The organism is Xanthomonas sp. NCPPB 3442 (genome assembly GCF_056725145.1).
On sequence record NZ_CM161514.1, the window covers coordinates 4,632,482 to 4,647,244 of the forward strand.

Here is a 14,763-nt window from a genome sequence, read left to right on the forward strand (position 1 = left end):
GGCCCTGTGCATGCCTCACCCAAGATGAGCAGTGCGCGATTCGAAACCATCGTTCGACAGATGTGCGAGGCACTGGACTTGCCGGATGTGGAGTCGGTGCTCAGCCGGCGTGTGCTTTGGGTGGAGGGCTTTGAGGTCTATCTGCACCTGCCGACCCCACAGCCCGAAGACGACGTAAAGGAAGAAGCACTGTATCTGCGCATCGCCTACGGGTTACCACCTGCCGGGCGGACATTGACCGTTTTCAGGCTTCTGCTCGAAGCCAATCTCTCGGTGTATGCGCAGGACCAGGCACAGCTTGGACTGAACGATGACGGCGTTATCGTGCTGATTGTGCGGGTACCGCTGGACGACGACGTGGATGGGGCGTGGATCTGCGATCTGCTTGCCCACTACGCCGAGCATGGCCGCTACTGGAACAACAATATCTTCGTGGCGCACGACGAGATGTTCGAAGGAATCGCGACGGGCAACTATCTGTGGTTACGCGCCTGATACAGGCTTGTTGGCAGCTTGCCGAAGCCTCAATCACGGCCGCAGCGGCGCCCATTCGCCATGGCACAGCAACCTAGCTTGCCGGCCAACTCCACCGGCCTGGCACTCCTCTGCCCGATGGCGCCGGTGGCGCTGAGTGAAACCCACTTGCCATGTCGAAGCCTGACACGCCTGCATCTGCGCTGGCTTGCTCCCCGATATAGGTTTGGCGGGAGATCGCAGGTCTGTCGTGCCGGCTCACCGCGATGGCCGACACTGCACAGAACAAAGGCAGGCGCAGACGCATGGTCTACACCGTGCACATCCGCGACGGCAGCTGATGCACCGGTGCTGTTGGCGCTGACGAGGGACACGACCACTTTGCCGGCGAGTTCTTTCCGGTGTTTGACGTGCGCGTCAAGTTCGACGCGTTCCGGAGCGACGGCGCCATCGAGACGCAGATGCAATGCCTGCCTCATGCCTCGACCTGCGCAGGTCGAGGCATGAGGCCGTGGTGTTCCATCATTGCTGGTAATGGCTAAGCTGCCAGACACCACCAAGCCACAGACGCGACGACAGCGACGTCTGTGGCGGCGGTGTACAACACTCCTGAGTATCAACGCGGCAGCTGAGCGCTCATGCTCGCCCGCTCTGCCACTGGCGAAGTGCTTCGCTGTCATGCAGTGCACGCTTGAGCGTTTGCAGCTGGCCATCCAGCGCCTGCGTGGCCGCGTCGCGGGGGACGCCGCTAAAGGTTTGACTCCACCCCTCGCGCAGTGCAGTGCGTACCGCATCGATGGTCGCGATCGAAACGGACTGCGTGCCGATCTCCGTACGCAATGTCTGCAGCGCAGTACGCAGTGTCTGGCCAAGCGGCCCAGGGCCAGGCGCGGCGCGCATCCCCTCCTCCATGGCACGCTCTGCCTCGGCAGGTGTCGGCCCCGAGAGCCTGGCGATCGCCTGGTCCACGGGCTCGGCCAGGGCCTCGAGGGTTCGTTCGATGGTGCGTTGATGCTCGGCTGCAAGCGCGGCACGCTCGTTGTCCAGGCGCGCCGCCTGGGAGGTATTGGCGCCGTTCTTGGCCTTGAGCGCATTCCAGAACGTATCGTTGAACACGGTTTGCACGGCCTGCTGCACGACCACAGCCGTGGAATTGACGGCTTCGCCAGCAACACGGATGTGGCTCCCCCCACGCAACGGCGCTGTGATGATGCGCCCGGCCCCCATCGAGCCGAAGCTGGCCATGACGTTGCTCAGCATGTGGCGGGTCAACAGGTCGCGTGCCGTGGTGGCGACGGCGTTTGCGCTGTTGAAGCCCTGCCTTGCCAACGCCAACGCTTCCTTTCCGGTGTCCAGCAAATAGCTAGGCGGGAAATGCACGGCGTCGGACCATTGTGCAGGCCGGCGCGCTTTGTCGGGCAACGCCAACGCAAACAGGTTCAGCCGTTGCTCTCCGCCAACCAGATCCGGGACACGCATTTGGCCGGTCCGTGCCACGGCTTTGCCTGTTTCCAGCAGTGCCTTCTGCACGACCCCGGCGCCGCCAATGGCCAGCGCGCTCAACCCCCACTGGCCGACAGGCGTCAGTAAGCCCGGTTCACCACCAGTCCGGCGCGCGGCGTTGAACCCTGCGTTGATCACTGGCTTGAGCAACAAGGTATCCAGTGACTTGTCGTCCAGGGTCGATTGGCGCTGCGTGATGCCCAGGCGGCGGTCGTAGGTCTGCGCCTTGAGGTCGGCAAGCGTCGGCGCATTGTTCTCGCCTGGACGCGTGAAGCGCTTGCCCTCGGCAGTGATTTCCAGAATGACCGGTGGTGGATCGGGCACCAGGATTTTGGGGTCGATGGCCTGAAACCTCGGCAGGTTGGAAACGCGCGCGCGCCGGTCCATTGCCGGGATCAACAACGTATCGCTGGTATAGGACGCAGACCCCGCCGCGACACCTGCAACCATCGCCGTACTCAGCTCCTCCGCGTCGGCCGGGCGCCGGGACGCATAGGCCGCACCCGTGGCCAGACCGACCGGATTACGCATCGCACCGATAATGAACGACCGTAGGCATTCGTAGGCAATCGGCAATGCCGCTTTCGTGCCCGCTGTCTTCATGTCACCGACAGCCTGGTACCCGGCATCCGGCCCAAAGGCAGTGATGCGTTCCTGCACGCGCGCGTCAGCCCATTCCAGATAGCTGGCCTGCAGGGCCGTCTGCTCTTCCGAGGGCGCAGCAAATGGCAGAGCGTCCAGGCGGGCACGTAGCTGCGCTTTCACCTCGGCGGCCGCCGCCGTGCTGCGTTCGGCATAGGTCGCCGCGGCGGCAGGCACATCCGGTGTGTCGATTTCCCGGGCAGGGGACACGACCTGCGCGGTGTAAAACGTTGCGTCCGACGACTGCGACGAGTCGGACCGATGCGAGCCGCCGAGCATGGCCCCTTCTTCATCTGCATGAGGACTGGCGCGACCGGCCAGTGATGCGCGACGACCACGCAGCACCGCGCTGGAAGAGGCCAGGCCCGCAAGCGGGCCAGTGGGTGCGCGTTCTTCCCGCGGGGCAGCAACGTCTTCGGCCTGCGTTGGTTGGACGGGAGGATGCGAGGCTGCGCCGCGACTGGCAGCGGTGCCGATATCGCTGGAGAGTTTCATGAGGCCACCTCCTTGGCCGTATCGACCTGCGTCGCCAGCGCGTCCAGCACAACACGGGCAACCACCTGCCCACGGTCCAGTGCAGCGGCCACCTCTTCAGGCGTGCGCACCAGCAACAGCGGGCAGACGCAGAGCAGGCCGAGATCCGACAGCGTGAGCCGCCAGCCATACTCGGTCAGCAGTTGCTCCTGCAGCGACAGCAGCATCACCACCTCCTCGCCTCCAAGCTCGCGTGCCGCCAGAGGCAAGATCACTTCCGGGAAGGCCATCAATGCGTCTGGCTGCCCCTGCGTGTGGACGCGGCACAGCATGCCGGCAGGGCCCAGAATGGTCTCGCCTTCGCCGAGCCGCTGCGCAAGCTCACCAGGTAACCCAAGGCATGCGCTCAGGCCGATAAAAAAAGCGGTATTCGCTGTTTGTTGATTGTGCGATTCCAACGTCATCTGAAGTACTCCGTGAGGAAATTCGATGGGTTGCGGCGCGCCAGCAGCGCGCGGCACATTGTCTTGCCCATAAATGCGCGCCCAAGCGAAGCGGGGCGAACCACCTGCGCCATACACGAAGTGGGGTGCCGGTAAATTGCCCAACCAAAACCTGCGCCACACCTTAATAAAACGGACACAATCAGAAGGACAGCGCCCCTGACCTGGCGAAGGAACCAAGACTGATAAATACGCCTGCAGGCACCGCCGGCAATTTCGCGTCCAGGCGGTCTACTGACGCAAGCGAATTACCGAGATATTAACTAACTGCGCACTTCATCCTGCGCACTTCATCCGTGTCAGCTCCAGCGTTGGCCAGCGCGGTGATTCGGTGCAAGCCCCATCTGGCAACCCAGATGATCCCAACACGTTTCATGGCCGTGATTCTAGGCTCCAGCCGGGCAATAAAAGAAATGTCATGCAACCAGGTTCCATGACATTCCCTGGTTTCTCAGCAAATCCAGGGCTGCAGTCAGAACAGCCCTCACAATTCCAAAACTGAGGGGTTCGGCCGCCGCGTGACGGAACGCTGGTGATCGCTGCACACGCCGCCGGAACACCGCGATGATCTGCATCTCCAAGCACGTATCGTAGCGATGTACATGAGTGCGCCGGCCCACAGCAGGAACGATCGCCGCTCAACTATCGGCGCCAAGCAGCACCGGCAGGCAACGCATCGACGGGCCGATTTTTGCGCTTTTTTCGCCAAAATAGTTCGTCGGCCAGGGTGCACCTTGCGCAGATTGGCAACATACGTCTACACCGCATGGGCGCATCCGTGCGGCCGTATAAGAATCAACTTATACGAAGGTGCTCTGCCAATTCTGTCATTCGCGAGGCCGCCTCTATGTCGCTCAACACGCTTTCTACCGGGAGCAACCCCAGCCAACTGCTGGGCACCTCTTTCAACGAGTCGTCTTCATCGGAGCTGCTTGGGTCCGATTCGTCCAAGGACGGCTCGGATCTGCCATCGACGATGGACGACATCTTCCTGCTGATCTACCAGTTGCTGGCAGCCCTCCAAACCAACACGCCAACGAGTACAGCAAGCAATACGTCGGCCGATGCACCGGCAAACACGCCAAGCGGCGATGCCAGCACCCCGTCCTCCGCATCGGACGATCAAGCCACCCAGCCGATCGAAAAGCGCACCTCCTGGCCATCGCTGGGCTACGACTTCGACCCCAAGCACATCAAGGGGAAGGATGCGCCGCCGGCGCTGGAAGGTTCGACGGTGACCTGGAACGATGGGACGCTGACCAAGTCGGAGCTTCAGATCGTTTCGACGCTGAATGCGCACAAGGACCAGATGCCGCTCGAGTACAAGAATCTCGACGACAAGATCAACGACCCTTCCACGCCCGCCGACCTGAAGGCTGCATTGCAGGGCCTGAAACAGGACCCGCGCTTGTTCTTTGCGATCGGTTCCCAGGGAGACGGCAAGTGCGGCGGCAAGATCAGCGCGCAGGATCTTTGGGATTTCTCTGATTCACATCCGCAGGTCAAGGAACTGGGCGGGAAGAACGACGAGTTCAACCCCAAGAACATCAAGGGATCCAACCCGCCGCCGCCGGCGGAGGGCTCGACGGTCACCTGGAACGAGGGCCAGCTCAATCAATCCGAACTGGAGATTGTTTCGGTTCTGGATCGGCACAAGGACCAGGTCGACTCGCTGTCCTTCGATCAGCTGGACGCCAAGATCAACGACCCGTCGACGCAGCCTGACTTGAAGAAAGCGCTGCAAGGATTGCAGAAGGATCCGCGGTTGTTCTTTGCCATCGGCTCGCAGAAGGACGGCAAGTGCGGCGGCAAGATCAAGGCGCAGGACCTCACAGACTTCTCGTACTACCATCCGCAGATTGCCGAATACAACGACAAGCAGGCAAAGAGCTACACGCAGAACTACATCGCATCCGATAGCCCCGACAAAACCAAGGCGTCGGTCATGACCAAAAGCGATGCCCTGCGCGAGTTGTATCGCTATTCCGACTATCTGCCCGGCAACCTGAGCGAGGACGAATTCGCCAAGATCGTCGATGGCGACAGCAAGACCGGCAAGTGCCCGCCGCAGGTGATCGCGGCTGCTCAATATTTTCGCGATCATCCGGACGAGTGGAAGGAATTTGCAGGGGATTCGGGCTCGATGAGCACGCCGGATTTCCTGCAGAAATCCACCTCCGAGATGCACCTGACCGCGGACGAGCAGAAGACGCTGGACACCATCAACAGTCATCAGGACGCGTTCTACGGCGACGGCAAGGAAATCACGCGCGACAAGCTCGACGCGATCTCCAAGGACGACAAGGCCGACCCGGCCGTCAAGCAGGCCGCGACGCAGTTGTTGGCCGACCCGCTGCTATTCGGCTTGTTGAACAACTCCATCACCGGCTACAAGAAGCCCCATCACTTCTTCGGCGGCGGCCATGTCGTCGATTCGGGCAAGATCAGCCAGGACGATTTCCGGCAGTTCTATGACCACATGAGTGCAGCCAACAAGACCGTAGACACGCCGGCCACGCACGAGGCGAGCTCGCCCGATCAGCAAAAGGCTGTCGCGGACATGCTGGTGGGCAAGGACGATCCGCCGGCGATCAAGAAGCCCAAAAAGGATGTCGGCACGTTCCAACAGGGCCTGCACGAGTTCCTCAAGTGGGACAGCAAGATCCTGGACTGGATGTCCGTGGGGCTCAGCGCATTGAACGGGATCCCCATCATCGGCGAAATTGCCGATGCGGCGTCGATTGCATTGGAGAGCGAGGCGCAGGCGGCGCAGGTGGTCGACACCGCGATTCAAGGTGGCGACATGTCGCTGGCCTTGAAGCTGGCCGGCATCAATATGGCCGGGGCGGTGGTTGGAGCAGTCGGCGGACCCACGGCTAGAATCGGAGCCAAGGGCGTGGCCGAAGCCGCGGCCAAGGGAGCAGCCGAGGGCGCGGCCAAGGGAGCTGCAAAGGGAACTGCCAAGAGCGTGGCCAAAGGTGGCGGTAAAACCGCGGCCGAACGGCCGAGCGCCTCTGAGTTCGCAAAAGGCTACGTGGGTGGCACCGCCATCAGTAAATCGACTGAAATTCTCAAGACGCCCGTCTTGGCGGGCTTGCATTACGAAGAATATCAACTGGACAAGCAGAAGGACGGAGAAATCCACCAGAAGATGGAAAATGCCGGCGGCGTCCCAGTGGGCAAGCAGATTATCCCCAAAGGCATCGCCGACAACTTCGAGGGCGACCTGCGGCAGAATCTGCGCAATATCCGGATCCGTCGCAGATAATGCGCATGCCACAGCGAGGTTTCGTTTCGGCGTCTTGCCGCCGGCGTTGGTGCTCGAAGGCAAGCGTTGAGGCAACGCCGGTCGATGGGCCACGACGTGCGGCAGCATCGCGCTGATGCGTTGCGGTATCGCTCGGCGACCTTCGTATGAACGTGCCTCCAGGTGCCTGGAGGCACGTTCCGGCGCCGCTGCGCCATGCGCCTTGGCGAACAGGTGGCGGGATACCGGAAGCTCTCCCGCGAGCATCGACATCCTGGCAATGAAGACCGGCGATACACGTGGAGACTGCGTCGCGAACGATGCGGCGCGTCACCAGATCGATCGCCGGTTGCCATCGTGTGCATCGCGCCGACAGCCGATGACATCGAATGCCGAACAATCACCGCTGTCGGTGAGCAGGGATGCAGCACCGGCGCGCTTCTACAAAAACCGATTCGCCAGGCGATGCAGCCTCTTCGCGTTGATGCGGCGATGGCAGTCGCATCGCAGTAGCCTGCACGCTTGAACGCCGCAGCCAGCCGACCAAGCAGGGTGTATCTCCATGTTCAATGTCAATCGCCTACTCCGCTCTCGCCCGCGAACGGACAACGCCGATCAAGCGCCCGCGCAAGACAGTCCTTCACGGCAACCTTCGAACGCAGAGGGCTTGTTGAGCCCCCTGCTCGCGCGGCCGCGACGGCGCGAAAGCACGTCAGCGGCCGGCACGTCGACGCCTGGAAACCCAGTGCACGGGAGCCCTTTCCGTTCACCTCTGCGTCCGTCGGGCCAGCCGGCTGCACTTGCGGGTGCCTCTTCTGCGCCACCGCGCAGCATCGAGCACGACATCGATGATTGGCTTGCGCAAAGCCTACCGATGGCAGAGCGGGTTCGAACGGGCTACAACCTGCACGACGGGTCGAGAGATATGTCGCCGGAAGTACTGCAAAACGCCGCAGACGCCATCCGCCGTGCAGCGAGCCGCCGCAGCACCGAACTTGTCGTCGATTGCCTGCCTGCCACGACGCTACCTGACGCGATCGGCCGGCTCGACGCGCTACAGAAATTGACGCTGCTCCATACCGGGCTTCAGTCGCTGCCAGACAGCCTGGGGCAGCTGCGCCAGCTCCGCCATTTGCAGATCACTGGCGCGCCGGACCTGAAGACGCTGCCGCCCTCGTTGACGCGCCTGTCCAATCTCAGAACCCTTCAATTGGCGATGGTCCCGTTAGACGAATTACCCGCAGACCTTGGGCGCATGCAGGGTCTGCGCGGCCTCGCGCTAGGCCGCGGGCACTATGCGCGCCTGCCGGACAGCATCGTCGAACTGAGCCGGTTGAGCGAGTTGCGCGTGTCGCACTCGTCGCATTTTCGCCAGTTGCCTGAAAACATCGGCCTCATGCAGGGGCTCAGGTCACTGGAGGTGGCATCGAATTCCAAGCTGGAGCAGCTGCCAGGCAGCCTCACGCAGCTGCATCTGCTGGAAAAACTCGACCTCTCATCCAACCGCCGGCTGGCACACTTGCCTGAGGACATCGGGCAACTGCGCGGCTTGACGGAGCTGTCGCTGAGAAGTTGCGCTGCGCTGCAGCAGCTGCCCGACAGCGTGGGGGATCTGGCCCAGCTGCAACTGCTGGACCTGCGCGACACGGGCCTGCAGACTCTTCCACAGTCGCTGGCACGACTGCCCGCTCAATGCGATATCAAGGTGCCGGATCATCTGGCAGACCGATTGCTGCAGATCCGCGACCCGGAGCGCGCGCAGCGCCAGGCACAGCGCGCGGCACAGCGGCTGGCCGAGCGGAGACGACGCGCGCCCGTGCCGGCGGCGCAACAGGCCGGGTCGTCGTGGAACCGCGTCCCCGAGTTCACGCGCGTGTTGCGCAGTGTCGATGCCGACCTGGGCGAGCGTTTCGAGAAATGGACGCAAGGCCTGATGCAAAATGCCAGGATCTTCGGCGCATCCATCACATCGGCCGACATGCCCCTGCTGGACCAGGTGGTAGCCGAGGCCATTCGGTCACCCGAATTCCGCAGCAGCTTCGGCCAATTCTTGAGCGACCACACCATCAAGACGCTCAACCTGGATGGCATGACGCAAGTGGGTGGGCGCGGGCCCGCCGTGCGAGGAGACGCCAAAACCGCGTTTGCCGAGATGCTCAAGCACAAGCTCATGCACACGCAGGACCACCAGACCGCACTGGGCCTGCTGCTGGAAGCCCTGAGGAATTCCGACCTGGGGCTGTCCAGGGAGACGCTGCTGCGCAGCAGGAATGAACTCACCGGGCGTGTGGAAATGTGGCCGCCACTGAAGGCCTACATCTCCATGCACGATGTGGAAGGAAAAGCGGCGCAGGATGCGGCGATCACGTGGGCGATGGCTCAGTTTGACGAAGCGCATGAGGGTGTCATCGGGGAAGCGGAGGCCAAGCAGGAGTCCGAGCAGGCGCAGGCCAACGCGAACCACTTCATCGAGCGGCGGGCGCGTGTACTGCTCCAGGAATGGCACATCCATTAGACCCTGGCGCCCGGCGATGCCACTCCCGCAGTTGAGAATGGACAGGCATGCTGATGATGTTGATCGCAGAACCCGGCGGGTGTTTGCCCGCCGCGTCCATGCAGTCGTTATCGGCTGTGTGCAACCAGCCAAGCGGCAGCGGTCTGTTTGCTCGCGTCGCTCAAACTGCGGAAGCCACGCATATCCAGGACGCCGCGTTGGTCGCTGCCGTTGCAGCGTTCCATGAAGCCGCTTGACTGCATGGGGCATCCATCTTCTGCGTTGAGGGCAGGTGCGCCCATCTATGCCCGATCAGTGTGGATGCCAATGGCTCCGGGTGGACCGTTCGCTGTACAGGCAACAAAAAACCCCCGATCTCTCGAGGGTTTTTTTAAATCCCAGCACAAGCTCTGGAACTGAACTGGTGCGCCCGGAGGGATTCGAACCCCCGACCAATGGCTTCGGAAGCCACTACTCTATCCGGCTGAGCTACGAGCGCCTGGCCGCGCATTATGCCAGAACAGCCGGCGTGCGCGTGATGGGGCCGGGCGACACGCGACCTGGCCAGCCACGGCGTCACTCCAGATGCAACGACACCGGCCTCTCGGCCCGGGCAGTCGTCGGGCGACACCGGACGCCCAGGTTCAAGCGCACAGGGTCCAGACGTGCAGCGGTGTGGCCATCTCAAGCGGCCGTCGCCAGAGGCAGCCTGCTCAACGTCCCCACCTGACCGTCAGCTTGGGCACGCGCCTGAGCGCGGTCACTGCCGAGCCTGCGTGGCAACCGCACCACCTGCCGCAGCCCACCCGCGCCAACGCCCGGCCCTGGCCGCTCGCAACCTTGATCGCTGCGGCCAGCCGCACCCCATGACAGCCGGCCATCATGGATGGCAGGGCATTGCCAGGATTGCCGCCCGCACAGCGCCCACCCCGCGCCCACATGACCACGGCCGAGCCGCGCTGCTACCCTTTGCCGCATGAGCAAGCATGGTGTCGAACAACTGCCCGCAGCGCGCGCGCTGACGTGGCCGCAGCGATTGGGCCAGTACTGGAAGCTGGTCCGTGGCGACCGCCCGATCGGGAGCCTGCTGCTGCTCTGGCCCACCTGGTGGGCGTTGTGGCTGGCTGCCGATGGCCTGCCGCCGCTGTGGACGCTGTTGGTGTTCACCGCCGGGGTGTGGCTGACCCGCTCGGCCGGCTGCGTGATCAACGATTACGCCGACCGCTGGCTGGATCCGCACGTGGAGCGCACCAAATCGCGTCCGCTGGCCACCGGCGCGGTCTCCGGGCACGAGGCGCTGTGGGTCTTCGTGGTGCTGATGCTGGTGGCCTTCGCGCTGGTGCTCACGCTCAACTGGCTCACCGTGGCGCTGAGCGTGCCCGGCGTGTTTCTGGCCGCCAGCTACCCCTATCTCAAGCGCCATACCCACCTGCCGCAGGTCTATCTGGGCATGGCGTTCGGCTGGGGCATCCCGATGGCCTTCGCCGCCGTGCAAGGCCGCGTGCCGTTGCTGGGCTGGCTGCTGTATGCCGCCAACATCCTGTGGGCCACCGCCTACGACACCTGGTACGCCATGGTCGACCGCGACGACGATATCCGCATGGGCAGCAAATCCACCGCCATCCTGTTCGGCAGATTCGATCTGATCGCACAAGGCATCTTGTATGCGCTGATGGCCGCGACGCTGGTGCTGGTCGGCCTGCGCGCCGATCTCGGTGTGGCGTACTGGGCCGGTCTGGCCGTTGCGGCGCTGCTGGTCGCCTACGAATTCCGCATCGCCCGCCACCGCGAGCGTAGCCCCTGCTTCCGCGCCTTCCTGCACAACAACTGGGTCGGCCTGGCGATCTTCGTCGGCATCGCCGTGGCGGTGGCGGGGCGTTAGATTCGGGATTCGGGATTCGGGAATCGGGAATCGGGAATCCGTCGATTACAGACCAGATGTTGGGATGACGGGTGAGGGTTCGAAGCATGCGCGCATCTTTGACGGCTCTACTCCTCTTTGACGGCTCTACTCCTCGTCTCGTCCTCCGCCGTCCACCCACCGAAGCCGCATCGCCATCCACCGCGCTGTCCTGTCAGGCAGCGAGCCCCTCTCCTGCGGGGCGAAAAGAGACGGCTTGCGCGCCACTGGCGCGCGTGTCTTGGAGCGCCCGCGCCGCAAGCGTGGGCCGGGGCGCAGAGCGGGGGTTGGGGTGAGGGTAAGGGCGAAGCCTCGCGCACCTGACGCCGGCAGGCCAGATCACGGCACCCGCGCGCAGACCCACGCATCCACCCGTTGAACACCCGCCTTGCGCAAGGCCTTCGCCGCGGCGTGGAGTGTCGCGCCGGTCGTCATCACGTCGTCCACCAAGGCCACATGCGCCGGCAAGGCGCCGCGGGCCTCGAAGGCATCGCGCAGATTGCGCTGCCGCTCGACCGCGTCCAGTTCGGATTGCGGTGCGGTTGCGCGAACGCGTCGCAGCAACGGCAGGCACGGCAGCTGCAGCGCGCGGCCCAGCGGTCGGGCCAGCTCCAGCGCCTGGTCGTAACCGCGCTGGCGCAGACGCTGCCGGTGCAGGCTTACCGGCACCAACGCCTGCGGGCGCGGCAGCCCCACGCAGCGCCGGGCCATCAGTTCGCTGAGCAGGCGGCCTGCCGCCAGGTCCTGATGGAACTTGAACCGCCGCAGCAGCCCATCCACCGGCCAGCGATAGGTAAAACAGGCATGCACCCGCTGCAGCGGTGATGGGTGCTGCAGGCACTGCCCGCATAGCGCCACCGCGTCGGAGACGAACAGTTGCGTGGCGCAGCACAGGCAGGCATGGCCGTGATCGGGCAAGGCGGCGCGGCATGCGGGGCATAGATCGCCATCGGGCGTGCCGGCCTCCGCGCAGACCAGGCACAGGCTCGGCAGCAACAGCCGCAGCACCCGCTGCGGCCATCTGTAAACCGATCGAACCTGATTGAAGTTGACAGCCTCTTCCATGCTCACCAGACTGCCTGGCTTCCAAGCCGCTGACTGTCAGGAAACTCCGATGTCTGTTGTCGTCCGCCATGACTGGGATCGCAAAGAGCTGCAGGCGCTGTTCGATTTGCCGTTCCCGGAGCTGCTGCACCGCGCGGCCAGCGTGCATCGCGCGCACTTCGACCCGGCGCAAGTGCAGGTGTCCACCCTGCTCTCGGTCAAGACCGGCGGTTGCCCGGAAGACTGCGCGTACTGCCCGCAGGCCCAGCGTTACGACACCGGCGTGAGCGCGCAGAAGCTCATGGAGACCGAAGAGGTCGTGGCCAAGGCGCGCCAGGCCAAGGCCGCCGGCGCCTCGCGCTTCTGCATGGGCGCGGCCTGGCGCTCGCCCAAGGAGCGCGACATCCCCAAGGTCGCGGCGATGATCCGCGAGGTCAAGGCCATGGGCCTGGAAACCTGCGCCACGCTCGGCATGCTCGACGCCGGCCAGGCGCGTGCGCTCAAGGATGCCGGGCTGGACTACTACAACCACAATCTGGACACCGCGCCGGATTATTACGACTCGATCATCCACACCCGCCAGTACCAGGACCGCCTGAACACGCTGGAGCATGTGCGCGATGTCGGCCTGAAGACCTGCTGCGGCGGCATCGTCGGCATGGGCGAAACCCGCGAACACCGCATCGGCCTGCTGCTGGCGCTGGCCACGCTGCCGGCGCATCCGGATTCGGTGCCGATCAACCAACTGGTGCAGGTACCCGGTACGCCGCTGCACGGCACCCAGCAGCTGGATCCGTTCGAGTTCGTGCGCATGATCGCCGTCGCCCGGATCGCCATGCCGAAATCGATGGTGCGCCTGTCCGCCGGCCGCGAGGCGATGAGCGACGAACTGCAGGCACTGTGCTTCCTGGCCGGTGCCAACTCGATTTTCTACGGCGAAAAACTGCTCACCACCGGCAACCCGGACACCGAGCGCGACCAGGCCCTGTTCCAGCGCCTGGGCCTGCGCCCGATGCAGATCACCGTGGATGCGGCCGAGCACGATCATCCCGGCACCATCCATGCGGAGATCACCCGCAGCGCGGCCTGCGAGCACGCCGCCTGACCCGGCGCCGGGCGCCGGTCGTCGGTGGCGGCTGGGCGCCCCGAGCCCGGCACGCTACGCTAGCGGGCCTTCCCTGCCGTTGAACGCCCCCATGGCTCGCCCCGATCTGCACGAACGGATTTCGTCGCTGCGTAAATTGCGTGTGGCCCAGGAACGGGTGCGGGTGCGGCGACAGGTGGGGCGGCGCGATGGCGTGCGGCTGGAGATCGATGGCCGTTGGCTGACCGGTTTCTGTTCCAACGACTACCTGGGTCTGTCGCAACAGTTCGAAGTGGTCGCCGCGCTGCAGGATGCCGCTGCCCGCGATGGTGCCGGCGCCACTGCCTCGCATCTGATCTGCGGCCACCACACCGCGCACGAAACGCTCGAACGCGAAATCGCCGACTGGCTGGGCTATCCGTCGGCGTTGCTGTTCGGCAGCGGCTTCATCGCCAATCTGGCCGTGCAGCAAGCGTTACTCAGCGAAGAAGACGACGTCTGCGTGCAGGATCGGCTCAATCACGCCAGCCTGCTCGATGCCACGCGGCTGGCCGGTTGCCGGCTGCGGCGCTATCCGCACCTGGACGTGGAAGGCGCGATGCGCCAGCTCAAGGGCGCGCCCGAAGGCGCGGCGATGCTGGCCACCGACGGCGTTTTCAGCATGGATGGCGATGTCGCGCCGCTGCGCGCCTTGAGCCTGGTGGCACGCATGCAGCACGCGCTGTTCTATGTGGACGACGCGCACGGTGTCGGCGTGCTCGGTCCGCAGGGGCGCGGTTGCGTGGCCGATGCCGGGTTGGGCGTGGCCGAAGTGCCGTTGCAGTTGGTCACCCTGGGCAAGGCGCTCGGTGGCTACGGCGCGGTGGTGGTGGGCGAAGAGGCGTTGGTGCGCCATCTGGCCGAAACTGCGCGCCCCTACATCTACACCACTGCACTGCCGCCGGCGCAAGTGGCGGCCACCCTGGCGGCCGTGCGCCTGGCGCGTCGCGACGATTGGCGGCGTACGCGCCTGGTCGAATTGATCGGTGCGTTCCGCGATGGCGCGCGCAAGCACGGCTTCGAACTGATGGCCTCCGACACGCCGATCCAGCCGCTGCTATGCGGCGAGGAAGCAACCGTGATGGCGATGTCGGCTGCGCTCGAACACGCAGGTTTCATGGTTGGCGCCATTCGTCCGCCCACCGTGCCCGAAGGCAAGGCGCGCTTGCGCGTCACCTTGTCTGCGCTGCATACGCCGCAGCAGGTGCAGGCATTGATCGAGGCCATCGTGCAGGCGCGCGACGTGGTCAGTCGGCAGCCGCTGCGTGCCTCTGCCTGAGACACGCGGCAGTGCGTGGCTGGCCTGCATGCGAGCACGCGTTGGCCACTCAGCCAATGCAGCGATTGCACGACGCAGCT

General features: G+C 64.4%; 10 protein-coding genes and 1 tRNA gene. 7 read left to right on the forward strand and 4 right to left on the reverse strand.

What is annotated here, in order from left to right; all coding sequences use genetic code 11:
• Nucleotides 1-24 precede the first annotated feature (24 nt).
• A complete protein-coding gene (locus tag AC1POX_RS20075) occupies nucleotides 25-495 on the forward strand; it encodes a CesT family type III secretion system chaperone (RefSeq protein WP_372357199.1) in 471 nt (156 codons plus the stop codon).
• Nucleotides 496-1,110: 615 nt separating this feature from the next.
• Here the strand turns inward: AC1POX_RS20075 and xopF1 are convergent.
• Both xopF1 and hap3 read right to left on the reverse strand, forming a co-directional pair.
• Entirely contained in the window at nucleotides 1,111-3,114 is a 2,004-nt protein-coding gene (xopF1, locus tag AC1POX_RS20080; protein ID WP_372356528.1) for a type III secretion system effector XopF1, read from the reverse strand.
• The gene (gene hap3, locus AC1POX_RS20085; protein ID WP_081711028.1) at nucleotides 3,111-3,557 is read right to left on the reverse strand and encodes an Hpa3 family type III secretion system protein; all 447 of its coding nucleotides are present in this window, start codon (nucleotides 3,555-3,557) and stop codon (nucleotides 3,111-3,113) included. Before hap3 ends, xopF1 begins: the two co-directional genes overlap by 4 nt.
• An 886-nt stretch (nucleotides 3,558-4,443) precedes the next feature.
• Between hap3 and AC1POX_RS20090 the strand changes: the two genes are divergently transcribed.
• The 3 genes from AC1POX_RS20090 (at nucleotide 4,444) to AC1POX_RS20100 (ending at nucleotide 9,594) form a co-directional block, all read left to right on the forward strand.
• The gene (locus tag AC1POX_RS20090; RefSeq protein WP_372356529.1) at nucleotides 4,444-6,864 is read left to right on the forward strand and encodes an HrpF/NolX family T3SS translocon protein; all 2,421 of its coding nucleotides are present in this window, start codon (nucleotides 4,444-4,446) and stop codon (nucleotides 6,862-6,864) included.
• Between the two features lie 1,042 nt (nucleotides 6,865-7,906).
• Entirely contained in the window at nucleotides 7,907-9,358 is a 1,452-nt protein-coding gene (gene xopAE, locus AC1POX_RS20095) for a type III secretion system effector XopAE (protein WP_372357200.1), read from the forward strand.
• A gap of 47 nt (nucleotides 9,359-9,405) precedes the next feature.
• Complete coding sequence (locus AC1POX_RS20100) at nucleotides 9,406-9,594, forward strand: hypothetical protein (protein WP_011346088.1); 189 nt, start codon at nucleotides 9,406-9,408, stop codon at nucleotides 9,592-9,594.
• A 165-nt stretch (nucleotides 9,595-9,759) separates the two neighbouring features.
• Here the strand turns inward: AC1POX_RS20100 and AC1POX_RS20105 are convergent.
• A tRNA-Arg gene (locus AC1POX_RS20105) sits at nucleotides 9,760-9,836 on the reverse strand.
• Nucleotides 9,837-10,313: 477 nt separating this feature from the next.
• On the opposite strand from AC1POX_RS20105, the gene ubiA reads away from it, so the two are divergent.
• Complete coding sequence (gene ubiA / locus AC1POX_RS20110) at nucleotides 10,314-11,219, forward strand: 4-hydroxybenzoate octaprenyltransferase (RefSeq protein WP_372356530.1); 906 nt, start codon at nucleotides 10,314-10,316, stop codon at nucleotides 11,217-11,219.
• Nucleotides 11,220-11,576: 357 nt separating this feature from the next.
• Here the strand turns inward: ubiA and AC1POX_RS20115 are convergent, their stop codons facing one another.
• Nucleotides 11,577-12,302, reverse strand: coding sequence for a ComF family protein (locus AC1POX_RS20115; protein WP_011346085.1), 726 nt, complete (start codon nucleotides 12,300-12,302; stop codon nucleotides 11,577-11,579).
• 49 nt (nucleotides 12,303-12,351) lie between these two features.
• Here AC1POX_RS20115 and bioB point away from each other — a divergent pair, with 49 nt between their 5' ends.
• Nucleotides 12,352-13,386: a biotin synthase BioB gene (bioB, locus tag AC1POX_RS20120; RefSeq protein ID WP_218507227.1), complete on the forward strand. Its 1,035-nt coding sequence runs from the start codon at nucleotides 12,352-12,354 to the stop codon at nucleotides 13,384-13,386.
• The gene (bioF, locus tag AC1POX_RS20125) at nucleotides 13,310-14,683 is read left to right on the forward strand and encodes an 8-amino-7-oxononanoate synthase (protein ID WP_031420792.1); all 1,374 of its coding nucleotides are present in this window, start codon (nucleotides 13,310-13,312) and stop codon (nucleotides 14,681-14,683) included. Before bioB ends, bioF begins: the two co-directional genes overlap by 77 nt.
• Nucleotides 14,684-14,763 lie beyond the last annotated feature (80 nt).